At 70.5% G+C, this 23,496-nt stretch carries 23 protein-coding genes; 12 read left to right on the forward strand and 11 right to left on the reverse strand.

All coding sequences use genetic code 11. The features are described 5' to 3' along the window. The first annotated feature begins 172 nt into the window (after nt 1–172). Nucleotides 173–3,907, forward strand: coding sequence for a methionine synthase (gene metH / locus BJZ21_RS09570; RefSeq protein WP_179663521.1), 3,735 nt, complete (start codon nt 173–175; stop codon nt 3,905–3,907). Between the two features lie 37 nt (nt 3,908–3,944). Here the strand turns inward: metH and BJZ21_RS09575 are convergent, their stop codons facing one another. The 7 genes from BJZ21_RS09575 to BJZ21_RS09605 all read right to left on the reverse strand — a co-directional run bounded on the left by BJZ21_RS09575 (nt 3,945) and on the right by BJZ21_RS09605 (nt 10,516). Next, nucleotides 3,945–4,637: an ABC transporter ATP-binding protein gene (locus BJZ21_RS09575; RefSeq protein ID WP_179663522.1), complete on the reverse strand. Its 693-nt coding sequence runs from the start codon at nt 4,635–4,637 to the stop codon at nt 3,945–3,947. Next, entirely contained in the window at nt 4,630–5,388 is a 759-nt protein-coding gene (locus BJZ21_RS09580; RefSeq protein ID WP_179663523.1) for an ATP-binding cassette domain-containing protein, read from the reverse strand. Before BJZ21_RS09580 ends, BJZ21_RS09575 begins: the two co-directional genes overlap by 8 nt. Further along, on the reverse strand, nt 5,385–6,428 hold the full coding sequence (locus BJZ21_RS09585; RefSeq protein WP_179663524.1) for a branched-chain amino acid ABC transporter permease: 1,044 nt from the start codon (nt 6,426–6,428) through the stop codon (nt 5,385–5,387). The genes BJZ21_RS09580 and BJZ21_RS09585 overlap by 4 nt, the downstream gene beginning before the upstream one ends. After that, nucleotides 6,428–7,312, reverse strand: a complete 885-nt coding sequence (locus BJZ21_RS09590) for an ABC transporter permease subunit (RefSeq protein ID WP_179663525.1) — start codon at nt 7,310–7,312, stop codon at nt 6,428–6,430. Before BJZ21_RS09590 ends, BJZ21_RS09585 begins: the two co-directional genes overlap by 1 nt. Further along, nucleotides 7,309–8,520: an ABC transporter substrate-binding protein gene (locus BJZ21_RS09595; RefSeq protein ID WP_179663526.1), complete on the reverse strand. Its 1,212-nt coding sequence runs from the start codon at nt 8,518–8,520 to the stop codon at nt 7,309–7,311. Before BJZ21_RS09595 ends, BJZ21_RS09590 begins: the two co-directional genes overlap by 4 nt. Nucleotides 8,521–8,658: 138 nt before the next feature. Next, nucleotides 8,659–9,306 (reverse strand): GntR family transcriptional regulator, encoded by a 648-nt coding sequence (locus BJZ21_RS09600; protein ID WP_179663527.1) that lies wholly within the window; start codon nt 9,304–9,306, stop codon nt 8,659–8,661. Continuing rightward, the gene (locus BJZ21_RS09605; RefSeq protein ID WP_179663528.1) at nt 9,296–10,516 is read right to left on the reverse strand and encodes an MFS transporter; all 1,221 of its coding nucleotides are present in this window, start codon (nt 10,514–10,516) and stop codon (nt 9,296–9,298) included. The genes BJZ21_RS09600 and BJZ21_RS09605 overlap by 11 nt, the downstream gene beginning before the upstream one ends. 84 nt (nt 10,517–10,600) lie before the next feature. Here BJZ21_RS09605 and BJZ21_RS09610 point away from each other — a divergent pair, with 84 nt between their 5' ends. Both BJZ21_RS09610 and BJZ21_RS09615 read left to right on the forward strand, forming a co-directional pair. After that, entirely contained in the window at nt 10,601–11,773 is a 1,173-nt protein-coding gene (locus BJZ21_RS09610) for a CoA transferase (RefSeq protein ID WP_179663529.1), read from the forward strand. Continuing rightward, the gene (locus tag BJZ21_RS09615) at nt 11,770–12,438 is read left to right on the forward strand and encodes a GntR family transcriptional regulator (RefSeq protein WP_179663530.1); all 669 of its coding nucleotides are present in this window, start codon (nt 11,770–11,772) and stop codon (nt 12,436–12,438) included. Before BJZ21_RS09610 ends, BJZ21_RS09615 begins: the two co-directional genes overlap by 4 nt. A 2-nt stretch (nt 12,439–12,440) precedes the next feature. On the opposite strand, the gene BJZ21_RS09620 is transcribed toward BJZ21_RS09615, so the two are convergent. From BJZ21_RS09620 to BJZ21_RS20590, 3 genes are read right to left on the reverse strand one after another with little or no spacing between them, the layout of a single operon-like run. Next, complete coding sequence (locus BJZ21_RS09620; RefSeq protein ID WP_179663531.1) at nt 12,441–12,995, reverse strand: carboxymuconolactone decarboxylase family protein; 555 nt, start codon at nt 12,993–12,995, stop codon at nt 12,441–12,443. Nucleotides 12,996–13,030: 35 nt separating this feature from the next. Further along, a complete protein-coding gene (locus BJZ21_RS09625) occupies nt 13,031–13,702 on the reverse strand; it encodes a LysR substrate-binding domain-containing protein (protein ID WP_218851406.1) in 672 nt (223 codons plus the stop codon). Continuing rightward, complete coding sequence (locus BJZ21_RS20590; protein WP_246298481.1) at nt 13,627–14,016, reverse strand: LysR family transcriptional regulator; 390 nt, start codon at nt 14,014–14,016, stop codon at nt 13,627–13,629. The genes BJZ21_RS09625 and BJZ21_RS20590 overlap by 76 nt, the downstream gene beginning before the upstream one ends. Nucleotides 14,017–14,134: 118 nt before the next feature. Between BJZ21_RS20590 and BJZ21_RS09630 the strand changes: the two genes are divergently transcribed. Genes BJZ21_RS09630 through BJZ21_RS09645 form a run of 4 tightly spaced genes read left to right on the forward strand, consistent with a single transcriptional unit; the run spans nt 14,135 to nt 18,226 of the window. Further along, nucleotides 14,135–15,307, forward strand: a complete 1,173-nt coding sequence (locus BJZ21_RS09630; RefSeq protein ID WP_343052073.1) for an acyl-CoA dehydrogenase family protein — start codon at nt 14,135–14,137, stop codon at nt 15,305–15,307. Continuing rightward, entirely contained in the window at nt 15,304–16,143 is an 840-nt protein-coding gene (locus BJZ21_RS09635) for an HpcH/HpaI aldolase/citrate lyase family protein (protein ID WP_343052074.1), read from the forward strand. Before BJZ21_RS09630 ends, BJZ21_RS09635 begins: the two co-directional genes overlap by 4 nt. Before the next feature lie 41 nt (nt 16,144–16,184). Continuing rightward, complete coding sequence (locus BJZ21_RS09640) at nt 16,185–17,366, forward strand: CaiB/BaiF CoA transferase family protein (RefSeq protein ID WP_343052075.1); 1,182 nt, start codon at nt 16,185–16,187, stop codon at nt 17,364–17,366. Nucleotides 17,367–17,371: 5 nt separating this feature from the next. Next, nucleotides 17,372–18,226 carry an HTD2 family dehydratase gene (locus BJZ21_RS09645; RefSeq protein WP_179665622.1) on the forward strand — a complete coding sequence of 285 codons (855 nt, stop codon included), beginning with the start codon at nt 17,372–17,374 and terminating at the stop codon, nt 18,224–18,226. Here the strand turns inward: BJZ21_RS09645 and BJZ21_RS09650 are convergent. Continuing rightward, nucleotides 18,223–18,879, reverse strand: coding sequence for a TetR family transcriptional regulator (locus tag BJZ21_RS09650; protein WP_218851409.1), 657 nt, complete (start codon nt 18,877–18,879; stop codon nt 18,223–18,225). The two genes, BJZ21_RS09645 and BJZ21_RS09650, sit on opposite strands and share 4 nt — an antisense overlap. 87 nt (nt 18,880–18,966) lie before the next feature. Here BJZ21_RS09650 and BJZ21_RS09655 point away from each other — a divergent pair, with 87 nt between their 5' ends. The 5 genes from BJZ21_RS09655 to BJZ21_RS09675 all read left to right on the forward strand — a co-directional run bounded on the left by BJZ21_RS09655 (nt 18,967) and on the right by BJZ21_RS09675 (nt 23,448). After that, nucleotides 18,967–20,157: an acyl-CoA dehydrogenase family protein gene (locus BJZ21_RS09655; protein ID WP_179663534.1), complete on the forward strand. Its 1,191-nt coding sequence runs from the start codon at nt 18,967–18,969 to the stop codon at nt 20,155–20,157. Between the two features lie 31 nt (nt 20,158–20,188). Continuing rightward, nucleotides 20,189–20,917, forward strand: a complete 729-nt coding sequence (locus BJZ21_RS09660) for an HAD family hydrolase (protein ID WP_343052076.1) — start codon at nt 20,189–20,191, stop codon at nt 20,915–20,917. 95 nt (nt 20,918–21,012) lie between these two features. Further along, nucleotides 21,013–21,411 (forward strand): hypothetical protein, encoded by a 399-nt coding sequence (locus BJZ21_RS09665; RefSeq protein WP_179663536.1) that lies wholly within the window; start codon nt 21,013–21,015, stop codon nt 21,409–21,411. 55 nt (nt 21,412–21,466) lie between these two features. Next, nucleotides 21,467–22,756, forward strand: coding sequence for a histidine kinase (locus BJZ21_RS21725; RefSeq protein WP_179663537.1), 1,290 nt, complete (start codon nt 21,467–21,469; stop codon nt 22,754–22,756). Then, complete coding sequence (locus BJZ21_RS09675; protein WP_179663538.1) at nt 22,753–23,448, forward strand: response regulator; 696 nt, start codon at nt 22,753–22,755, stop codon at nt 23,446–23,448. The genes BJZ21_RS21725 and BJZ21_RS09675 overlap by 4 nt, the downstream gene beginning before the upstream one ends. Nucleotides 23,449–23,496 lie beyond the last annotated feature (48 nt).

The following is a 23,496-nucleotide window of genomic DNA, read 5'->3' on the forward strand; positions in this document are numbered from 1 at the left end:
GCGGCCCCCTACCGCGCTTCGGGGATTTCGTCCGGCACCGCACGCGGTGTCACGATTCTTGACGGTCACCATGTGAACAAGCCATCCACTGCGTGGACACGCTCCTACGCTGGAGAGGTGGCCCCGCTGCTGCCCGGCCCGGGCGGAGCTGGTGCCCGCGAGAGGAGAGCCCGTGACCACAGCGTCGTCGTCCCTGCAGCCGGACCGCACCGAGGAGCTGCGGTCGCTGCTGCGTGAGCGCATCCTCGTGCTCGACGGCGCCATGGGCACCCTGATCCAGGGCTACCAGCCCGGCGAGGCGGAGTTCCGCGGGGACCGCTTCGCGGACTGGACTCGGGACGTGAAGGGCAACAGCGACCTGCTGAACCTCACCCAGCCCGAGATGATCCGCACCATTCACCGCCGTTACCTCGAGTCCGGTGCGGACATCGTCGAGACGAACACCTTCACCGCGACCTCGATCGCCCAGGCCGACTACGGCATGGAGGGGCTCGCTCACGAGCTCAACGTGGCGGGCGCCCGGCTGGCGCGCGAGGCCTGTGACGAGCTCTCCACGCCGGACCGGCCGCGGTTCGTCGCCGGCTCTCTGGGCCCGACCAACCGGACCGCGTCGATCTCCCCGGACGTCAACGACCCGGCCGCGCGCAACGTGTCCTTCACCGACCTCGTCGAGGCCTACCTGGAGCAGGCCCGGGGCCTGGTGGAGGGCGGCGCCGACCTGCTGCTGGTCGAGACGATCTTCGACACGCTCAACGCCAAGGCCGCGATCTTCGCCCTGGAGACGCTCTTCGAGGAGCACGACCGGCGCTGGCCGGTGGTGATCTCGGGCACGATCACCGACGCCTCCGGCCGCACGCTGTCCGGCCAGGTGACCGAGGCGTTCTGGAACTCGGTGCGCCACGTGCGGCCGCTGGCGATCGGGCTGAACTGCGCCCTCGGTGCCGCGGACCTGCGCCCCTACGTCGCCGAGCTCGGCCGGCTCGCCGACACCTTCGTCTCCGCCCACCCGAACGCCGGCCTGCCGAACGCGTTCGGGGAGTACGACGAGTCGCCGGAGCAGATGGCCGCCACGCTGGGCGAGTTCGCCACTTCGGGCCTGGTGAACATCCTCGGCGGCTGCTGCGGCACCACGCCGGCGCACATCGAGGCGATCGCCGCCGCCGCGCGGGCCGCGACCCCGCGGGAGCCGGCGGCGCCGCGACCGGGCATGCACCTGGCCGGGCTGGAGCCGGTGACGATCACCGACGAGAGCCTCTTCGTCAACGTCGGCGAGCGCACCAACATCACCGGGTCCGCGCGGTTCCGCAACCTGATCAAGGCCGGGGACTACGACACCGCGCTGACCGTCGCCGCCCAGCAGGTGGAGAGCGGCGCCCAGGTCATCGACGTCAACATGGACGAGGGCATGATCGACGGCGTCGCGGCCATGGACCGGTTCTTGAAGCTGGTCGCCAGCGAGCCCGACATCAGCCGGGTGCCGGTGATGGTCGACTCCTCCAAGTGGGAGGTCATCGAGGCCGGGCTGCGCTGCGTGCAGGGCAAGCCCATCGTCAACTCGATCTCCATGAAGGAGGGCGAGGAGAAGTTCATCGAGCAGGCGACGCTGTGCCGCAAGTACGGTGCCGCGGCCGTCGTGATGGCCTTCGACGAGGACGGCCAGGCCGACAACCTCCAGCGCCGCAAGGCGATCTGCGAGCGGGCCTACCGGATCCTGGTGGACCGGGTGGGCTTCCCGCCCGAGGACATCATCTTCGACCCCAACGTCTTCGCGGTCGCGACCGGCATCGAGGAGCACGCGTCGTACGGCCGGGACTTCATCGAGGCCACCCGCTGGATCAAGGAGAACCTGCCCGGCGCGCTGGTCAGCGGCGGCATCTCCAACGTCAGCTTCTCCTTCCGCGGCAACAACCCGGTCCGCGAGGCGATCCACGCGGTGTTCCTGTTCCACGCCATCAGGGCGGGCCTGGACATGGGTATCGTCAACGCGGGCGCGCTCGCGGTCTACGACGAGGTCGAGCCCGAGCTGCGCGAGCGGATCGAGGACGTCGTGCTCAACCGCCGCCCCGACGCCGCCGAGCGGCTGCTCGAGATCGCCGAGGCGCACAACCGCGCCGACGCCGACGTCGAGGCGACCGAGGAGGAGTGGCGCGCGCTGCCCCTGGGGGAGCGGATCACCCACGCGCTGGTCAAGGGCATCGACGCCCACGTCGAGAGCGACACCGAGCAGCTGCGCGCCGAGATCGCCGAGCGCGGCGGCCGTCCCATCGAGGTCATCGAGGGCCCGCTGATGGACGGCATGAACGTCGTCGGCGACCTGTTCGGCGCCGGCAAGATGTTCCTGCCCCAGGTGGTGAAGTCCGCCCGGGTGATGAAGAAGGCGGTCGCCTACCTGATCCCCTTCATCGAGCAGGAGAAGCTCGACAACCCCGAGTACGCGACCGCCAAGGACACCAACGGCACCATCGTGATGGCCACGGTCAAGGGCGACGTGCACGACATCGGCAAGAACATCGTCGGCGTGGTCCTGCAGTGCAACAACTACGAGGTCATCGACCTCGGGGTGATGGTGCCCGCCCAGAAGATCCTCGACACGGCCGTCGAGATCGGGGCGGACGCCGTGGGCCTGTCCGGCCTGATCACGCCCTCGCTGGACGAGATGGTCAACGTCGCCTCCGAGATGCAGCGCCGCGGCCTCGAGATCCCGCTGATGATCGGAGGCGCCACCACCTCCCGGGCGCACACCGCGGTCAAGGTCGACGGGAAGTACGACGGGGCCGTGGTCTGGGTGAAGGACGCCTCCCGGTCGGTGCCCACGCTGGCGGCCCTGCTCAGCGACACGCAGCGGCCGAAGCTGCTCGCCGACCTCAAGGACGACTACGACGCCCTGCGGGCCCGGCACGCGGCCAAGAACGACCGGCCGATGGTCTCCCTGGAGCAGGCCCGCGCCAACCGGACCCCGATCTCGTGGGACGGCTACCAGCCGCCCGCGCCCAGGAGCCCGGGCGTCCACGTTCTCGCGGACTACGACCTCGCCGAGCTGCGCGACTACATCGACTGGCAGCCGTTCTTCAACGCCTGGGAGATGAAGGGCCGGTTCCCCGACATCCTCCACAACCCGACCACCGGCGAGACGGCGCGCGCCCTCTACGACGACGCGCAGGCGATGCTGGACCGGATCGTCGCGGAGAAGTGGCTGACCGCGAACGGCGTGTTCGGGTTCTTCCCCGCGAGCGCCGTGGGCGACGACGTCGAGCTCTACACCGACGAGACCCGCACCGAGGTGCTGACCACCCTGCACAACCTGCGCCAGCAGGGGGAGCACCGCGACGGGGTCCCGAACCGCTCCCTCGGCGACTTCGTCGCGCCCCGCGAGACCGGTCTGCCCGACCACGTGGGCGCCTTCGCCGTCACGGCGGGGCTCGGGGCCGAGGACCGCATCCGCGCGTTCAAGGCCGAGACCGACGACTACTCCGCGATCCTGCTGGAGGCGCTGGCCGACCGGCTCGCCGAGGCGTTCGCGGAGCGGCTGCACCAGCGGGTCCGCACGGAGTTCTGGGGCCACGAGCCCGACGAGCAGCTCGACAACGAGGACCTGATCGCCGAGAAGTACCACGGCATCCGACCCGCGCCCGGCTACCCGGCCTGCCCCGAGCACACCGAGAAGCAGACCCTCTGGCAGCTCCTCGATGTCTCGGCCGCCACCGGCATCGAGCTCACCGACGGCATGGCGATGTGGCCCGGGGCCGCGGTGTCCGGCTGGTACTTCAGCCACCCGCAGGCGCAGTACTTCGTGGTCGGCCGGCTCGGGCGCGACCAGGTCGCGGACTACGCCGTACGCAAGGGGTGGACGCTCGCGGAGGCCGAGCGCTGGCTCTCCTCGAACCTCGGCTACGACCCGGAGGACTGACCCATCCGGGGGCCCGGTGACCGGGCCCCCGGACGGGTCAGCCGATGCCGAGGTAGCTCTCCTGGACCCGGGGGTCCGCGAGCAGCTCGCCGGCCTTGCCGGACAGCACGATCCGGCCGGTCTCCAGGACGTAGGCACGCTCCGCGACGGTCAGCGCCGTGTCCACGTCCTGCTCGACCAGCAGGATCGACGTACCGTCGGCGGCGATGTCGGGCAGCCGCTCCGCGATCTCCTCGACCACGACCGGCGCCAGCCCCAGCGACAGCTCGTCGATCATCATCAGCTCGGGCCGACTCATCAGCCCACGCCCGATCGCGCACATCTGCTGCTCGCCGCCCGACATGCTGCCGGCCACCTGCCCGAGGCGCTCACCCAGCCGGGGGAACATCTCGACCACCCGGTCGATGTCGGTGTTCTTGACCCGCCAGCCACCCAGCCGCAGGTTGTCGCGGACCGTCAGGCCCGGGAACAACCGACGGCCCTCGGGGACGTGGGAGATGCCGAGGTCCACGATCTGCTCGATCGAGCGCCCCTGCACCGTGGTGCCGCGGAACGAGATCGAGCCGGCGGTCGTCGCCACCATCCCGGACAGCGCCCGGAGCAACGTGGTCTTCCCGGCGCCGTTCGGGCCGACCAGGGCGACGATCTCCTTCTCCTTGACGGTCAGGTCGATGTCCCACAGGACCTCGGCCCGGCCGTACCCGGCGCTGACTCCACTGACCTCAAGCATTGGCCCGCCCTTCCCGACGGTCGGCGTAGCGTTTACCGAGGTAGGCCTCGATGACCCGGGGGTCCGAGAGCACCGTGCGGGGATCGCCGGAGGTCAGGATCTGACCCTGGTGCAGCACCATCACCTGGTCGCTGACGGCGAGGATCGCCTTCATCACGTGCTCGACGACGATGACGGTCAGCCCCCGCTCCTTCAGGCCGAGGATCAGCTCCAGGCTCGGCTCGATCTCGCTGGGCCGCAGCCCCGCCATCACCTCGTCGAGCAGGAGCAGCTTCGGATCGAGCGCCAGGGCCTTGGCGAACTCCAGACGCCGGGCGTCGGCCACCGACAGCTCACCGGGGGCCCGGCCGCCGAGGTGCACGATCCCCACCTCTTCGAGCACCTGGTCGGCGCGTTCGAGCGCGCTGGCCATCCGCCCGCTGTGGGAGGGTCCGTAGAGCACACCGACCGCGACGTTCTCCCGCACCGTCATCCCGCGGAAGGGCTTGACGATCTGGAAGGTGCGCGCGACCCCGGCGTGCGCGATCGCCCACGGCTTGGCGCCGGTCATGTCCTTGCCGCCGATCAGCACCTTGCCCGAGCTGGGCTTGATGTGACCGGTGACCAGGTTGATGAAGGTGCTCTTGCCGGCCCCGTTCGGTCCGATCACGCCGAGGACCTGGCCGGCGGGAACGCCGAAGGACACGTCCGAGACGGCCTGGAGGCCGCCGAAACGTCGGCCGAGCCCCTGAGTCTCGAGCAGCGCGGTCACAGTCGGTACCTCCGAACGTTGGCCAGCAAGGAGTACTCACCCGTTCGCCGGGCCTCCCTGAAGTAGTTCACCGCGCCCTGGGGGATCAGGATGACCGCGATGATGATGATCACCCCGAGGATGAACGTGTGGGCGCTGGTGAAGTTCTGGCGCAGGTACTCCGAGAGGAACTGCAGCACGACCGCACCGAGCAGCGGCCCGAGGACCGTCCCGCTGCCGCCGATCACGACCATCACCACCATCAGCACGGTGATGTCGACGCTGAACAGCCGCTCGGGGAAGATCACCGCCTGCTGGAACGCGTAGGTCGCGCCGACCAGGCCGGTGATGAACCCCGACAGGCTGAACGCGGCGACCTTCGCCCAGGTGGTGTTGATCCCCATCGACGCCGCCGCGTCCTCGTCCTGGTTGATCGCGCGCAGGGCGAACCCGAACTTGTTGCGCGACACCAGGCCGCCGACCAGCACGGAGAGCGCCGCCAGCGCGAGGAACAGCAGGTAGAAGCCGTCGTTGCCGAGGTAGGCCGTGGGGGCCTGGTCCCCGACGGTCGGGATCGTGATCCCCGCGCCGCCACCGGTCAGGTCGGGCAGGTTCGTGACGACCTCCCGCATGCCTTCGGCGACCCCGAGGGTGGCGATCGCGAAGTAGTGCCCCTTGAGGCGGAGCAGCGGCAGGCCGATCACCGCGCCGAACAGCGCGGCGACGATCCCGCTGGCCACCAGGGCCGTCCAGAAGTTGACCTGCCAGTGCACCATCGCGACCGCGGTGAAGTAGCCGCCGATCCCGAAGAACACCACCTGACCGAAACAGGCGTAGCCGGTGAACCCGCCGATCAGGTTCCAGCCCTGGGCCAGGGCGACGAACATGAAGATCGCCGCGACGGTCCGCTCCTGGCCGACGTAGAGCTGGCTCTGGAGCACGAGCATGGCCACGAGCGCCAGGATGCCGAGGCCCCAGGGGCCCCACCGCCGCACCGGGCTCTGGGCCGCCGACGCGGCGGGTGCCGCCTCGGCTTCCGGGGACGTGACTGTCGTGGCCATCAGACCTCCACCCGCGCAGAGTAGTAGGCACGGCCCACCAGGCCGGAGGGCCGGAAGATCAGCACCACGACCAGGACCAGGAAGGCCAGGGCGTTGACCCAGGTGCCGGGCAGGTACAGCCCGGCCAGCGAGTCGACGAGGCCGATCACCAGGCCGCCGAGCAGGGCGCCGTACATGTTGCCGAGCCCGCCGAGCACCGCGATCACGAACGACAGCAGTGTGTAGCCGGCGGCGGCCGCGGGGCTGAACGTCCCGACGGTGCCGACCATCACCCCGGCGACCGCGGCCAGGGCGGCCGCGATCCCGAAGGTCAGCGCGTAGACGTGCCGGGAGCGGATGCCCATCAACCGGGCCGCCCCGCGGTCCATCCCGGTCGCCATGATCGACGTACCCACCCGGGTGCGGCTGACCAGGTAGACCAGCGCGACGGTCAGGAGCACGGCGACCCCGAAGGCCAGCAACCGGCCGACCGGGACCCGGACACTGCCCAGGTCCAGGCCGGTGCTGGCGTAGCCGGTGTGGATGCTGCGGTAGTTGCCGGAGAAGACGATGTTCATCCCCTGCACGATCAGCAGGTCGAGCCCGAAGGTCAGCAGCAGCGTGATGAAGATCGGGCCGTTGATGACCAGGTTGATCACGAACCGCTGGATGAGGTAGCCCAGCGCGAACAGCACCGCGGCGGACACGAACATGGCCAGGAACGGGTCCCAGCCCAGCTTGGTGTTCATCTCCCAGCCCACGTAGGCGCCGAGGATCACGAACGAGCCGTGCGCGAGGTTGACGACGTTCATCACGCCCCACACCAAGGAGAATCCGACAGCGATCAGTGCCAGAAGTCCACCCTGGAGGAGGCCGTAGAGCGCCGCCTGCAGGAACGGGGTCACTTGGTACCGGGCCAGATCATGTCGGCTTCGGCGTTCTCCTTGGGCCACACGGTGACGACCTTGCCGTCCTGGATCTGGATGACCGACATCGGCTTGTAGATGTTCTGGCCGGTCTCGTCGAACTTGATCTTGCCGAAGAACGACTCGGTGTCCAGCCCGGCCATCGAGTCACGGACCGCGTCGGCGTCGGTGCTGCCGGCGTCCTCTACGGCCAGCACCAGCGCCAGGCAGGCCGCGCTGGCCTCGGCGTCGTGGTAGTCCGGCGCGTGGCCGAACTCCTTCTCGATGTCGGCGGCGTAGTCCTTGGCGGTGCCGAAGTACTTGTCCTGACCCGCGGTGGTGTCGGTCCACTGGCTGGAGCCGAGCACGCCGTTGGCGGAGGCGCCGAGCGCCTTGGCGAAGTCCGGGGTGGGCGGGGCGACCGTCTCACCGAAGCCGGCGGGGGTGATGCCGAGCTCCTTGGACTGCTTGACGATCGCGACGCCCTCCTCGACGTGGACGGCGCCGATGATCACGTCGGGCTTCTTGCCCTTGATCTGGGTCAGCGCGGAGCTGACGTCGGTGCTCCCGGCCGGGAAGTACTCGGTGGGCAGCACCGTGTAGCCGAGCTTCTTGGCGGTGGCGGCGCCACCCTCGGCGCCGGTCTTCGAGAAGCCGTCGTCGGCGGAGAGGAACGCGATGGTCTTCGGCTTCGGAGAGGCCAGCTCGTCGATCGCCTTGACGATGGAGGCGGCGTACTCGGTGGCGGGGGAGAGCACCGCGAAGGTGCGGGTGTAGCCCTTGGAGAAGATCTCGTTGTTGGCGCCGGCGGAGTCAGCCATCACCTGGCCGTTGCGCTCGATCACCGCGGCCTGCGCCTCGACGTTCGCCGAGCCGTAGGAGCTCAGGATCAGCTTGATGCCCTGGTCGTTGAACTGGTCGGCGAGCTGGGCGGCCACGTCGGGGGTCGAGGTGTCGTCCTGGTACTTGATGGCGAGCTTGAGCTTCTTGTCACCCACGGTGACGCCGCCGGCCTCGTTCACCTTCTGCTGGCAGAGCTGGTAGCCCTCCTTGGTGAGCTGACCCTCGCGGGCCAGCGCTCCGGTCAGCGACAGCGACGCGCCCAGGGTCAGCGTGTCGGCATCGGTGCCACCGCCACCGGAGCTTCCCTTGGACCCGCAGGCCGTGGTGGTGGCTAGGGCGCAGACGGCAACTGCTGCCAGTGCCACACTCGTTTTGGACCTCATGACGTCACCTCTCGGGGGCCGGGCGAAAAAATTGTATACACTGTCTACAGTGATCCGGCCCACATGGCAAGCCTTTGGATATTGGATACGACCGCGAATTTTTTTTGCGGTCGCGCCGGGTCAGAGCGTGCTGTCGGCCGCGGCGCCGGTCATCGAGGCGACCAGCTCCGCGCGCCCGGCGAGGATGCTCGCCTCGATCGCGTTGTGCAGCAGGGCCGCGTCACCGGCCCGCAGTGCGTCGACGGTGGCGACCCGCCGCTGCTCGATGCCTCGGCGCGAGCCCAGCACGTGGGCGTGCATCCGGACGTAGGGCTCGACCAGGTTGAGCACTTGCACCACGAGCCGGACAGCGTGCCGCTGCTCGGACAGCTCGTAGATCCGCCGATGGAACCGGTAGTTCGCGCTGGACCACTCCTCCAGCTGCGAAGGTGCCAGCGCGATCATCGTCTGCACCAGGGCGTCGATGTCGTCGATGTCGCGACGCCCGACGTGGTCGATGATGTCGCCGGCCAGCGGTGGCTCCAGCCGCAGCCGCAGCCCGTAGAGCTCCTCGACCTCCTCGGGGCGGAGCTCGGTCACGACGGCTCCGAGGCCGGGCTTCATGATCACGAGCCCCTCCCCGGCCAGGGTGCGCAGGGCCTCTCGCAGCGGGATCCGGCTGACGCCGTACTGGCGGGCCAGCTCGTCCTGGTTCATCGCGTGGCCGGGCGGGATCGCCCGCTCGCGTACGGCGCGGCGCAGGGCACTCGCGATCTCGTCAGGACGCATTCGCCACCTCCGTGCGGTCAGAGCGTGCCGGCAGTAGGCAGATGGTCAGGGCCCCGACGGCCAGCAGCACCATCACGGTCCCGACCTCCCCGAGCCATCCGAAGGCACCGAAGAACACGCCGCCGACGAAACCCGCCAGCGCCGAACCCACGTGGTAGCCGAAGAGGTACATGGCCGAGGCCTGCGCGCGTTGTTGCCGGGCCCAGACGCCGACGAAGCCGCTGGCGACCGCGTGCGCCCCGAAGAAGCCGAACACCATCGCCGCGGTGCCGACCAGCACGACGGGCAGGAGGTTCGACAGGGACATCAGGGCGCCGACCGCCATGATCGCCAGGCCGAGCATCATCACCCCGCGCCGGCTCCGCCGGTCGGTGAGCCGGCCCATCCAGTTCGCGCTGAGCGTGCCGGACAGGTAGATCAAGAACACGAACGGGATCACCGTGTCGGGCAGGTTGAACGGGGAGTCGCCCAGCCGGTACTGCAGGTAGTTGTAGTAGGAGACCAGGCTGCCCATCAGGACGAAGCCGGTCGCGGCGAGCTTGAGGATCACCGGGTCGCGCAGCGGCGCCCGCATCGCGGCCAGTCGCTCGCCGAGCCGGCCGGGGGTGACCTCGAAGTTGCGGGAGGCCGGCAGCTGCAGCGCGACCCAGACCGTGCCGACCAGGCAGACGACCGCGGCGCAGACCATCGCCACCCGCCACGACGCGACGCCGGTGATCAGCCCGCCCGCGAGGCGGCCGGTCATCCCGCCCAGACCGGTGCCGCTGATGTAGAGCCCCATCGCGGTGCCGAGCCCCGACGGGTGGAACTCCTCGGCGACGTAGGCCATCGCCACCGCCGGGAAGCCGGCCAGGACCAGGCCGGTGAGCACTCGCAGGCCGAGCAGCGAGCCGAAGTTCGGGCTGGCGGCGGCCACCAGGGTCAGGCAGGACGCCGCGACCAGCGAGCCGATCAGCAACGGGCGCCGACCGCGGCCCTCGGACCAGGCGGCGGCCACGATCACCGCGAACGCCAGCGGTAGCGTCGTCAAGGACAGGGTCAGGCTGGCGGAGGCGGGGGAGACCGAGAAGTCGTTGCTGATCGCCGGCAGCAGGCCCTGGACGATGTAGAGCATCGCGAACGTCAAGAAGCCGGCCACGAAGATGACCAGACTGGCCCGTCGGTACTCTGGCGTGCCCTTCAACAACGTCCCGGATGTCAGGTCGGCCACGGCGGCACCTCCAGGACCTAGTGTATACATCGCATACGGGCGCCAGGGCGATATTCGGGACTAAATGTGTGCACAGGAGGACAGGTGGACTCGCTCACCGGAACCGGTGCGTCCGGAGGCCCTGCCGGGCCGTTGGCCGGGTTGGTGGTCGCCGACTTCAGCAGGGTGCTGGCCGGGCCGTACGCCACGATGCTGCTCGGCGACCTGGGCGCGACGGTGATCAAGGTCGAGGCCCCGCACGGTGACGACACCCGGCACTGGGGACCGCCGTGGACCGCCGACGGCGACAGCACCTACTTCTTGTCGGTGAACCGCAACAAGCGCAGCGTCGTGCTCGACCTGTCCCGCCCCGAGGACCACCGCCGGGCGCTGCGCCTGGTCGGCCGGGCCGACGTGGTCGTGCAGAACCTGCGCCTGGCCAGCCTGCAACGACTCGGCCTCGACTACGACGCCGTACGCACCGACAACCCGGGCCTGATCTACTGCTCGATCACCGGGTTCGGATCGGCGGCCGGCGCCGCCCTGCCCGGCTACGACCTGGTCGTCCAGGCCGTGTCCGGCCTGATGAGCCTGACCGGACCGGACCCGGCGACCCCGACCAAGACCGGGATCGCCACCGCTGACGTGCTCACCGGACTGCATGCCGCCCTCGGCATCCTGGCGGCGCTGAACGCGCGCCGCGACACCGGGGAGGGGCAGCTGGTCGAGGTGAACCTGATGTCGTCGATGCTCTCGGGCCTGGTGAACTTCGGCGGCGCCTACGCGCTGACCGGCGACGTGGCGCACGGGATGGGCATCCGGCACCCCGGCATCTGCCCCTACGAGCCGTTCGAGACCAAGGACCGGCTGCTGGTGGTCGCGGCAGCCAACGACCGGCTGTTCGCCCTGCTGTGCGAGCGGCTGGGACTCGACGAGCTCGTGACCGACCCCCGGTTCCGCACCAACGGGGACCGGGTCGCGCACCGTGACGAGCTCGGCCTCCTGCTCGGCGAGGTGCTTCGCACGCGTACTGCGGACGAGTGGTTCACGTTGCTGACCGACGCCGGTGTCCCGTGCGGCCCGATCAACGACGTCGCCCAGGGGATGGAGCTGGGTGCCTCGCTGGGCCTGGCCCCGATCGTCGACGTGGACGGGTCCGCCCAGGTGGCGCACCCGGTGCGGCTCTCGGCCACCCCGGCCACCTACCGGCACGCGCCCCCCGCGCTCGGGTCGGATCAGGAGGTCTTGGCCTGGCTGGACCAGGAGACCGCGCCATGACCGCGAGCTTCAAGCGACCGCCGACCGCGCAGGAGGCGGTGCTCACCGAGGTGCGCAGCCTGATCGCCACCGGGCGGATGCGGCCCGGCGAGCAGATCGTCCAGGAGGCGCTGGCGCTGGAGCTCGGGGTGAGCCGGGTCCCGTTGCGGGAGGCGCTGAAGATCCTCGAGGGGGAGGGTCAGGTGACCTATGTGGCGCACCGCGGCTACTTCGTGGCCCTGCTGTCGCTCGCGGACCTGCTCGAGGTCTATCGGATGCGGGAGATCCTCGAGGCCGAGGCGGTCTCGATCGCGATCCCGCTGATGACCGCCGAGGACATCGACCGGTTCGAGGAGGCCGCCCTCGACGTCGAGCAGGCCTCCGCGGACGAGGACCTGACCACGATGGCCAAGGCGAACCGGCGGTTCCATGCCACCCTGATCGAGGCGTGCGCGCTGCCGCGGATGGTGCGGATCATCCGGCAGCTCTGGGACGCCACCGAGGTGTACCGCGCGGTGTACTACGCCGAGGAACCGAACCGGGCCCGGGTCCTCGACGAGCACCGTCGGATGGTCGCGGCGGTCAAGGCCGGCGACGTGGAGGAGACGTTGATGATGCTCGACGTGCACCGGCAGCACGCGATCGTGGCGCTCCGCCCGGTGCTCGAGGCCAACGCCGCGACCTGAGCTCAGGTCACCCGGAAGACCCGCAGCTGCAAGGCCAGGGTGGCGTAGTAGCCGACCAGCGTGGTGAGCTCGAAGACGGTCTGGGGGCCGACGGTCTCGGCCCAGGTCGCCCAGCTGTCGTCGTCGACGTCCCCCTCGACCATCGCCCGGGCCAGGTGCGCGCACGCCCGCTCCTCGGCGTCCGCCAGCTCGGGGACCTCGCCGGCCCGGATCCGGGCCATCTCCTGATCGGTGAGGCCGACGGCGGCGCCGACGCTCTCGTGCGCCGCGCGTTCGAAGGCGGAGTCCCAGTGCGCGGCCACGGTGAGGATCGCGATCTCCCGGGTCCGCGCCGACAGTGCGGTGCGGTAGCGGACCGCGGCACCGACCTCCTGCAACGCCTGACCGAGGCCGGGGGAGAGCAGCAGCGCGTTGAAGGGCCCGAGCAGCGCGCCGTCGGGGCGGGTGAGCGCGAAGTGCTGCGGCCCCTGGGCGCGGGGGCCCTCGGCGATGCTCTTGTAGAGCGCGCGCTGCTCCTCGTCGAGGTCGGTCGGGGGGATCGGTTCGAGCCGGCTCATCTTCCACCTTCCGGGAGGCGCACGTGGCGTCCGACCTAGGAGTCACTGTCCTGGTTCGCTCTGCGGTCACCGGGCAGCGAGCTGCTGAGGCGGGCCCCGCTCCAGACACCGTCCAGGACCAGTCGTCGGACCACGCGCACCATCTCAGACGCCACGGCCTCGACCGGCGTCGGGGTGCGACCGCTTCGCTGCAGGCCCAGGACGACCTGGCGCGTGATGTGGGGATCGCGCAGGGGCGCCCCCGTCAGGATCCCGCTCTCGACGTCATGGCGGACCCCGGCCGCGGGCAGCATGGACCAGCCGTGGCCCGCCTGTACGAGCGTCTTCTGGAGCTGCAACGAGTTGACCTCGGCGACGATCCGCGGCTGGACGTCGATCGTCGCCCTGGCCTGGTCGATCAAGGAACGCAGGCCGTGCCCCGAGACGGGCAGCACGAAGGGATGCTCGAGCACCGTCCGACACTTCACCGGGACCTCGGGAGTGAGGCCGCTGCCGGGTGGAGCGACGGCCCAGAGCTCCTCCTCGACCAGCGGGGTGACTGCCAAGGACGGGGAGGAATCGAGGTTGTAGAGCAAGGAGAGGTCGGCGTCCCCGAGGTCGAGCCATTCCTGCAGATGGCCCGAGTAGGCGGTCACCAGCCGGAGCTCGATGCCGGGGTGATGCTGGTCCAGCGCTCGCACCAGCGGCTCGGCCAGGATCTCGACCACGCTCTCGAGCAGCCCAGCGTGACCACGCCCCGCACCCCGCCCGGGTCGGGCCGGATCTCGGCCCGGGCCCGGTCGAGCTCCAGAAGGACTCGGCGGGCACGCTCGACGAAGAGCGCGCCTTCAGGTGTCGGTGTCATGCCTGAGGCGACCCGGCGGAACAGCGAGACCCCGAGCTCGTCCTCCAGTGAGCGGATCTGCCGGGTGACGGAGGGCTGAACCAGGTGCAGGAGACGGGCGGCCTTGGTGATGCTGCCGACCTCCGCGACCGTGACCAACGCGGTCAGCTGCTTGAGGTCCATGTGCCTCCGTGGCATGCGAACGGGTGATGCGGGCATCAGGAATCGCTATTTTACATGGGTCCGTATCAGCGTTGAAGATGACTGTTCGGAGCCGACGCACCAAGTGTCGCCGCCCGCCGAGGAGAGGCTGATCGTGCTGGATGCGAAGGAACTCGAGCTCGACGCCGAGGAGACCGCGATCGTCGAGCTGGTCCGGGACTTCGTGGATCGCGAGGTCCGTCCCGTGGTCCAGGAGCTCGACCACGGCAACGTCTACCCCGAGAAGCTGATCGACCAGATGAAGGAGCTGGGCATCTTCGGCCTGGCGGTCCCGGAACCTTGGGGCGAGGTCAGCGTGTCCGCTCCCTGCTACGCGGCCGTCACCGAAGAGCTCGCTCGCGGCTGGATGAGCCTGGCCGGCGCGATGGGTGGCCACACGGTCGTGGCGAAGCTGCTCGTGGCCTACGGCAGCGCGGAGCAGAAGGACCGTTACCTGCCCAGGATGGCGACCGGCGAGATCCGCGCCACCATGGCGCTGACCGAACCGGGCGGTGGCTCCGACCTCCAGGCCATGCGGACCACGGCTCGACGGGACGGAGACGACTATGTCGTCAACGGCTCGAAGACCTGGATCACCAATGCCCGCCGCTCCCAGCTCGTGGCGCTCCTGTGCCGCACCGACCCCGAAGCGCAGCCGGCTCACCGGGGCATCAGCATCCTCCTCGTCGAGAAGGGGCCGGGCTTCGAGATCTCACGCGACCTTCCCAAGCTGGGGTACAAGGGCGTGGAGAGCTGCGAGCTGTCCTTCGAAGACTTCCGGACCCCCGTCGGGAACCTGCTCGGCGAGCGGGAGGGTCAGGGCTTCGCCCAGATGATGCGCGGGCTCGAGATCGGTCGGATCCAGGTCGCGTGCCGCGCGCTCGGCGTCGGCAGGGCGGCCCTCGAGGATTCACTGGCCTACGCCCAGGAGCGCGAGAGCTTCGGCAAGCCGATCTGGCAGCACCAGTCGGTCGGCAACTACCTCGCCGACATGGCCACCTCCCTCACCGCCGCCCGACAGCTGGTGATGTACGCCGCTCGGCGCTACGAGTCGGGTCAGCGCGCCGACCTCGAAGCCGGCATGGCCAAGCTCTTCGCCTCGGAGACGGCCATGAAGATCGCGCTGGACGCGGTCCGGATCCACGGCGGGTACGGCTACAGCACGGAGTTCGACGTCGAGCGCTACTTCCGCGACGCGCCGCTGATGATCGTCGGGGAGGGCACCAACGAGATCCAGCGGAACGTGATCGCCCGCCAGCTGGTCAAGCGCCACCCCGTCCGCTCGTGAGCGTGCGGACGGCGGTCACGTGGCTGTTCGTGCCGGGCAGCCGGCCCGACCGTTTCGCGCGGGCGGCCGGGTCCGGCGCCGACGAGGTCATCGTCGACCTCGAGGACGCGGTTGCCGCCGAGGCCAAGTCGGCGGCCCGCGATCGTGTGGCGTCATGGCTCGGCGGCCCCGGGTCCGGCTGGGTCCGGATCAACGGTGCGGGCACCCCTTGGCACGAGAGTGACCTGGCCGCGATAGGCGGCCGCGACGGTCTGCGTGGCGTGGTGGTCCCGAAGGCGGAGGACCCGGTGTCGCTGCGAGCCGTCCGCGAGGCGCTTCCTGAAGGCGTCCCTGTGCTGGCGCTGGTCGAGACCGCGCTCGGCATCCACCTGGCCACCGAGCTGGCATGCAGCGGCGCGGTGGACCGGCTCGCCTTCGGCGCGATCGACTTCGCCTTGGACATCGGGGCCGAGGAGAGCGACGAGGCGCTGCTGTTCGCCCGCAGCGCCCTGGTGGTCGCCTCCCGGGTCGGTTCGCTGCCTCCCCCCGTGGACGGTGTCACGGTTTCGACGACGGTGGACTCCGAGTCGCACCGGGCTGCGGCTCGCGCACAGGGGCTCGGCTTCGGCGGCAAGCTCTGCATCCACCCGCGCCAGGTCCGGCCGGTGGCGGAGGGATTCCAGCCGACTCCGGCGCAGATCGCGTGGGCCACCCGCGTGCTGCAGGCGACGAGCGGCGACGCCGCGGGCGCCACTGGCCAGGGTGCCGTCAGCGTCGACGGCCACATGGTCGACCGGCCCGTGATCCTGCGGGCGCAGTCCATCGTCGCCAGAGCCCGATCCGGGTCTGCCGGATGACGGCCACGACCTCACAGCCACTCCACGACAAGGAGACGCACGTGCTACCTCTCGAGGGCATCACCGTGATCGCGCTGGAGCACGCGGTCGCGGCTCCGTTCGCCACCCGGCACCTCGCCGACCTCGGAGCGCGCGTCATCAAGGTCGAACGCCCGGGGGTAGGTGACTTCGCCCGCGAGTACGACCGAAGCGTTCACGGCGAGGCCAGCTACTTCGTCTGGCTGAACCGCGGCAAGGAGAGCATCGAGCTCGATCTGAAGTCCGACGTCGATCGGGAGCTGCTCCTCACGATGCTGGACGACGCGGACGTGCTGGTGCAGAACCTGTTGCCGGGCGCGGTCGAGCGGCTCGGACTGGATGCCCCCACCCTGCGGGCCAGGCGGCCGGAGCTGATCCACTGCTCGATCTCCGGCTACGGTCCTGACGGTCCCTACTCGGACAAGAAGGCCTACGACCTGCTCGTGCAGTGCGAGTCGGGGCTGCTCAGCACCACCGGGACCCCGGAGGAGCCGGCCAAGGTCGGTGTCTCCGTCGTGGACATCGCCACGGGCATGTACGCGTTCTCGGGCATCCTGGCCGCACTGTACGAGCGTGAACGCACCGGGACGGGCGCAACGATGAGCGTGGCCATGCTCGACGCGGTCGGCGAGTGGATGATGCAGCCCACCTACTTGAGCGTGTACGGCGAGAAGCCGTTCCGGCGGACCGGCGCCCGGCACGCCTCGATCGCTCCCTACGGGCCCTACCGCTGTGCCGACGGCACGGTGTTCCTCGGCGTGCAGAGCGACCGGGAGTGGGCTCTCCTCTGCCGTGAGATCCTCCGCCGCCCCGAACTGGTCGACGATCCGCGGTGTGCACGCAACACCGAGCGCGTCGCACACAACGAGATGATCACCGAGGTCATCGAGAAGGCCCTCGCCGATCAGCCGGTCGACGAGGTGGTGCGCGCCCTCGAGCTCTGCGGCCTGGCGTGTGCGCGGATGCGGACGCCACACGAGTTCTTCGACCATCCCCAGCTCGCCGCCCGCGACCGTTGGCGCGAGGTCGGGTCTCCCGGCGGACGGATCCGCGCTCTGCTCCCGCCGGTCACGGTCGAGGGCCAGGAGGCGGCGATGGGCGATGTCCCGCGTCTCGGACAGCATTCGGCGGCACTCCGTCGCGAGTTCGGTCCGGCGACGTCGGCGGGGACGGCAGAGGCGCGGTCCGGGAGCGAGGTGCGGTGAGCGACATGGTCGAACGCACCGAGCTCCTCGCCCCCGAGCCGGCGATCGCGTTGGCGGGCCTGCTGGACGTCCCGCTGCCCGATCTCGGCGCCGGCGACGGACTGCCGCTCACCTGGCACTGGGTCTACCTGCTCGAGCGCCCGCTGCAGCGCGATCTCGGACCGGACGGCCATCCGGTCCGCAACGCCGTACCCGAACCCCCGGGTCCGGGTCTCCGACGGATGTGGGCAGGCGGGGCGGTGCGCAGCCTGGCGCCGCTGCGCGTGGGGGAGCAGACCACGAGGCGCAGCAGGGTGCTGACCACCACGGAGAAGCAGGGCCGCACCGGTCGCCTCACGTTCGTCACGGTCGGCCACTCGATCCTCCAGCGCGGCGAGACCGTGATCGAAGAGCGTCAGGACATCCTCTACCGCGACCTCTCTCGCGGCCCCTCTCGCGACGGGGAGACGGGATCGACGGGGGGCTCCCGGGACGCCGCCCCGGGTGCCGTCGTGGAGCCCGGTCCGGGGGAGTGGTCCGTCCCGGTCAGCCCGACGCTGTTGTTCCGCTTCTCGGCGCTGACCTACAACGGGCACCGCATCCACTACGACCGGGAGTACGCCCGCGACCAGGAGGGGTACCCGGGGCTGGTGGTGCACGGCCCCCTCCAGGCCATGGCGATGGCGGAGGCGGCACGGGCACGCGGTGTCAGGACGCGACCGGGAGTCGCCTTGGAGTACCGGCTCGTCGCCCCACTGTTCGACGACCAGGGCCTGATCGCGGGGGTCGCCGACGAGGGCGAGGAGCTGGCGACGTCCGTCCGCGACGCCTGGGGGCGCCGGACGGCGCAGGGCCGGATGAAGCGCCCCAGCGCCGACTAGCTCTCGATGGACTGGTCGCGCCGTACCGAGAGGTGAACCGGTTCAAGGCCCGCGATGAGACAGGACAGGGCGAGCTCGAAGCTCTCCACGTCGATCTCCTCGGCGTGCTCGCGGATCAGGTGCGCCTGGATCAGGCTGGGGTAGCGATCGAGGTACACCCGGGTGTCATCGGCGAACCCGCTTCCGAAGGGGGTCGTCGACGCGCCGATCACGAGGTACTTGACGGACGCGGCGATCATCGTGGCGTACCGGGGGGGCCAGCCGTGGCGCAGCAGGCCGCCGTGCACTCCATCGGCCATCGACAGGAAGTCTGCCCGCTCACCGGTACCCGCCGCCACGACCGGAGCCGCGTTCGGGTGCGCACGGAGTGCGTCGCGATAGGAACGCCCCCACGTGCGCAGGCCGTGCTGCCAGCTGACCGCGAAGCCCGTGGTGTCCACCCGGCGCATCAGCAGGTCGGCCACCGCATCGAGGACGGCGTCCTTGTTGGGCACGTGGGAGTAGAGGGACGCCGCCTGGACGCCGAGCTCCCCGGCCAATCGGCGCATCGATAGTGCGGACAGGCCTTCCGCGTCGATCAGCTCCAGGGCGGTGTCACGGATCCGATCCTTGCTGAGCAGGGGCACCGTGGGCCGGACCATGAAGGCTCCCATCGACGACGGAATGGTGGGGGCCGCGGTTTGCGTCCGGACGGACCCAGACCGTAGTGTACCAAACACTGTTAGGTTAAGGAGAATCAGATGACTGCCCAGGCCCCGCGCAAGCCCCAGACCCCCTTCGAGCTGTTCGCCGTCGACACGCTCCTCAGCGAGGAGGACCGGGCGATCCGCGACACGGTCCGCCGATTCGTGGACGACCGGATCCGTCCCGAGCTCGCGCAGTGGTACGAGGACGGGCAGATCCCGGCGCGCGACCTGGCCAAGGAGCTCGGCGCGCTGGGCGTGCTCGGAATGCACCTGGAGGGCTACGGGTGCACGGGAAGCACGGCCACGGCGTACGGGCTGGCCTGTCTCGAGCTGGAAGCCGGCGACTCGGGCCTGCGGTCACTGGTCTCCGTGCAGGGCTCCTTGGCCATGTTCGCGATCTGGAAGCACGGGTCGGAGGAGCAGAAGAACGAGTGGCTGCCGCGGATGGCGAGCGGCGAGGCGATCGGCTGTTTCGGCCTGACCGAGCCGGACGCGGGCTCCGACCCGGCCAGCATGCGCACCCGGGCCCGGCGCGACGGTGACGACTGGGTCCTGAACGGCACCAAGATGTGGATCACCAACGGTTCGGTCGCCGACGTGGCCGTGGTCTGGGCGGCTGGCGAGGACGGCCGCATCCGCGGGTTCGTGGTCCCGACCGACACCCCCGGGTTCTCCGCAACGCAGATCAAGCGCAAGCTGTCGTTGCGGGCCTCGGTCACCTCCGAGCTCGTGCTCGACGACGTGCGGCTGCCCGACTCCGCCCGGCTGCCGAACGTCGAGGGCCTCTCGGGTCCGTTGTCGTGCCTGAACGAAGCCCGGTTCGGCATCGTGTTCGGTGCGATGGGCGCGGCACGCGACTGCCTCGAGACCGCCACCGCCTACGCCGGCACCCGCGAGATCTTCGCCAAGCCGCTGGCTGCCTTCCAGCTGACCCAGGCCAAGCTGGCCGACATGACGGTCGAGCTCGGCAAGGGTGTCCTGCTGGCTCTGCACCTCGGTGCGCTGAAGGACGCCGGCGCGCTGCGCCCCGAGCAGGTCAGCCTGGGCAAGCTCAACAACGTGCGTGAGGCGATCGCGATCGCACGGGAGTGCCGCACCATCCTCGGGGCCGCCGGAATCACCACCGAGTACCCCGTGCTGAGGCACGCCGCCAACCTCGAGTCGGTCCTCACCTATGAAGGCACCTCCGAGGTCCACCAGCTCGTCATCGGCCAGGCGCTCACGGGCCACGGAGCCTTCCGCTGAGCGCCGACGCTGGCAGGGCATCCTGAGTAACGTGTCTTCTCGAGAAGCTGCAGGGCAGCGCCCGGACGGGGGAGAGCGGCGGCCGGCCGCGGTCCTGTGGGACATGGACGGGACTCTCGTCGACACCGAGCCGTACTGGATCGAGGTCGAGCACGAGATCGCCGCGAGGTACGGCGGGACGTGGAGCCGTGAGCACGCGCTGAACCTGGTCGGCAACGACCTCTTCGAGTCCGGGCGCTACATCCGCGAGCACGCCGGGATCGACGTGGAGCCGGCCCAGATCGTCGAGGAGCTGCTCGACGGGGTGACCGCCCGCGTGGAGCAGCGGGTGCCCTGGCGACCCGGCGCGGTGGAGCTGCTGGCCCAGCTGGGGCGGCAGGGGGTGCCGTGCGCGCTGGTGACGATGTCCTACCGGCGCTTCGTCGCCCCGATCCTCGCCGCGCTGCCGGCCGGGACGTTCGCCGCGGTGGTGACCGGTGACGCGGTCTCCAACGGCAAGCCCCACCCCGAGCCCTACCTGAAGGCGGCGGCGCTGCTGGGTGTGGACCCGGCCCACTGCCTGGCGGTGGAGGACTCCAACACCGGCGCCCGCTCGGCGGAGTCGGCCGGCTGCACGGTGCTGGTCGTCCCCAACCACGTGCCGGTGCTCGAGGGGGACCGTCGCGTCTTCGTCGACTCCCTCGACGGCGCCGACCTGCATGCGCTGTTCGCCACCGGACCTGGTCCCGGACGGGCCATGCCGGACTGGTCAAGGTCGTAGTACCACCGGACAATGGCGGCATGTACCGACGCCGGGTGAATCTAGTGCCCTCGGGGGACCGACACAGCTCCCTGAGGAATCAGGAAGCAGGTCAGATGTTCCGACGCGGCCCCGCCATCGTGCTCAGCCTTGTGCTGGGTGCAGCGGCCCTCGTCACCGCGCCCAGCGCGGTGGCGGGTGATGGCGGGGCCGTGAAGGACCGTGACCCCTGCGGCGCCGGCTCGATCAAGATGGTCGTCGAGCCGTACGGCGACGGCCGGTTCCAGGTGACCGGCGTGGTCTACAGCCAGGACGCGGATGTCTGGTCCTGGCGCCTGCGGCACGACTCCGAGACCTCCGCCGACGGCGAGGTCCGCGCCGACGGGGACGGCGAGGGTCGCTCCTTCAAGATCGTGCGCACCGTGGTCGACCTGCCGGGCTCGGAGTTCATCGCGTTCCGTGCCGAGAACAACAGCACCGGCCTCACCTGCCGCGCCGAGAAGTCCCTCGGCTGACCCCCTGCCGCTTCGGCACGAGCTATCGTGAGAGCTCCCCGAGGAAGGCCTCGTCGTGCGCGTGCTCAGGAACCCGATCCTGCAGTTCCTGGCCGTCGGCCTCGTGACCGTCGCGGCGATCGTGGTCGGCACCAGCTACCTCGCCGGCGACGCGGCCAGCCAGGAGGCGGTCGCCGAGGCGCGGGACACCACCCGGCTGGTCGCCCGGACGATCGTGGCTCCCCAGTTCCAGCCCGGGCTGCTCAACACCTCGCCGTCCTCGATCGACCGGATGGACCGCACCGTCATCCACCTGCTCAAGATCGGTGACATCAGCCACTGCGTCCTGCTCGACTCCACCGGCCGGGTCCTCTATGCCGACGACATCTCCCGGATCAACTCCCGGGTGCAGCTGGACGCCGCCCACCGACGGGTGCTCCGCGAGGGCGGCACGGGCGCCCGACGGGTCGAGGAGGGCCAGGCCGGGCCCTCCGGGCTGCCCGGCTACCGCGCCACCGGGCCGCAGCTGCTCACCTGGACCCGGATCCGCCCACAGAACAGCGAGCCGGTGCTCTTCGAGGCGTACTTCTCGCTCGGCCAGGTCGACAACCGGCAGCAGGCGATCTCCTCGTCGTTCCGCTGGATCTCGGTCGGGCCGCTGCTGCTGCTGATGGTCGTGGTGACGGTGATGCTGCGGTTGCTGACCCGTCAGCTCACCCGCGCCGGCGAGGAGCGGGAACGGCTGCTGCGCAGCGCCATCGACGCCTCGGACGCCGAGCGGCGCCGCATCGCCCGGGACCTGCACGACGGGGTCGTCCAGGACCTGGCCGGCACCGCCTTCTCGGTCTCGGCGCTGGCCCGGGACCCAGCGGTGCCCGAGGAGAACCGGACCTCGCTGCAGGTGGCCGCGCGGTCCCTGCGCGCCGGGTTGAAGTCGCTGCGCTCGCTGCTCGCCGAGATCCACCCGCCGGACCTGCGCGCCGCGGGGCTGGCGGCGGCGTTGACCGACCTGACGGCTCCGGCCGCCGGCGCGGGGATCCGCGCCACGGTCCGGGTGGACGGGGTCGAGGGCGCCTCGGACGAGCGGGTCGCCCTGGTCTGGCGGGTGGCCCAGGAAGCGGTGCGCAACGCGTTGCGCCACTCCGCCGCCACGACGCTCACGGTCACGGTGTGCCAGGAGTCCGGGGTGCTGCACCTCGAGGTCAACGACGACGGGGTGGGCTTCGACCCGGCGGGGGCCGGCGGCCCGGACAGCTTCGGGCTGCGGGGGCTGCGCAGCCTGGTCGACGATGCCGGTGGGACCCTGGAGGTGCGATCCTCTCCCGGGTCGGGGACCAGGGTGTGCATGGAGGTGGACGCACGATGACGACGCAGCCGAGGCAGTCCAGGCAGCCAGGACCGACGGGCCCACAGCTGCCGCCCGTCCCGGCGACGCACCGGGCCCCGATCCGGGTGGTGCTGGTCGACGACCACGCGGTGATCCGGGCCGGGCTGGGGCAGCTGCTGGCGGGCACCGAGGACATCGAGGTCGTGGGCGAGGCCGACGGCGGGGCGGCGGCGCTCGTCGTCGTACGCCGGGAGCAGCCCGACGTCGTGCTCATGGACCTGCAGATGCCGGGGATGGACGGCGTCGCCGCCACCCGCCGGATCGTGCAGGAGGGGCTGGGCGCCGATGTGCTGGTGCTGACCTCGTACTCCGACAGCGAGCGGATCGTGGCGGCCATCGATGCCGGCGCGGTCGGCTACCTGCTCAAGGACGCCGACCCCGACGACGTGCTGCAGGGCATCCGGGCGGTGAGCCGGGGGGAGTCCCCGATCCACCCGAAGGCGGCCCGCACCCTGCTGGGGCACCGCGCCAGCGGCCCACCGGTCCAGCTCACCAGCCGCGAGACCGAGATCCTGAAGCTGGTCAAGGACGGCCTGGCCAACAAGCAGATCGCCCGCCGGCTCGACATCAGCGAGCGCACCGTCAAAGCGCACCTGACCTCCGCGTTCTCGCGGATCGGCGTCTCCGACCGCACCCAGGCGGCCCTGTGGGCCGAGCGTCACGGGCTGTAGATCTTCTCGAATCGTTGCCAGATCGCGACCAGTCCTCCCGTGGTTCTC

The organism is Nocardioides panaciterrulae, from assembly GCF_013409645.1.
GTDB lineage: Bacteria > Actinomycetota > Actinomycetes > Propionibacteriales > Nocardioidaceae > Nocardioides > Nocardioides panaciterrulae.

Bases quoted from the DNA above. Each gene is read 5' to 3' on its own strand.
- BJZ21_RS09650 (WP_218851409.1), bottom strand. From the start codon at position 18,879: ATGGGAGCCTTCATGGTCCGGCCCACGGTGCCCCTGCTCAGCAAGGAT.
- BJZ21_RS09645 (WP_179665622.1), top strand. From the start codon at position 17,372: ATGGTCGAACGCACCGAGCTCCTCGCCCCCGAGCCGGCGATCGCGTTG.
- BJZ21_RS09615 (WP_179663530.1), top strand. From the start codon at position 11,770: ATGACCGCGAGCTTCAAGCGACCGCCGACCGCGCAGGAGGCGGTGCTC.
- BJZ21_RS09575 (WP_179663522.1), bottom strand. From the start codon at position 4,637: ATGCTTGAGGTCAGTGGAGTCAGCGCCGGGTACGGCCGGGCCGAGGTC.
- BJZ21_RS09655 (WP_179663534.1), top strand. From the start codon at position 18,967: ATGACTGCCCAGGCCCCGCGCAAGCCCCAGACCCCCTTCGAGCTGTTC.
- BJZ21_RS09585 (WP_179663524.1), bottom strand. From the start codon at position 6,428: ATGGCCACGACAGTCACGTCCCCGGAAGCCGAGGCGGCACCCGCCGCG.
- BJZ21_RS09620 (WP_179663531.1), bottom strand. From the start codon at position 12,995: ATGAGCCGGCTCGAACCGATCCCCCCGACCGACCTCGACGAGGAGCAG.
- BJZ21_RS20590 (WP_246298481.1), bottom strand. From the start codon at position 14,016: ATGCCACGGAGGCACATGGACCTCAAGCAGCTGACCGCGTTGGTCACG.
- BJZ21_RS09675 (WP_179663538.1), top strand. From the start codon at position 22,753: ATGACGACGCAGCCGAGGCAGTCCAGGCAGCCAGGACCGACGGGCCCA.
- BJZ21_RS09665 (WP_179663536.1), top strand. From the start codon at position 21,013: ATGTTCCGACGCGGCCCCGCCATCGTGCTCAGCCTTGTGCTGGGTGCA.
- BJZ21_RS09600 (WP_179663527.1), bottom strand. From the start codon at position 9,306: ATGCGTCCTGACGAGATCGCGAGTGCCCTGCGCCGCGCCGTACGCGAG.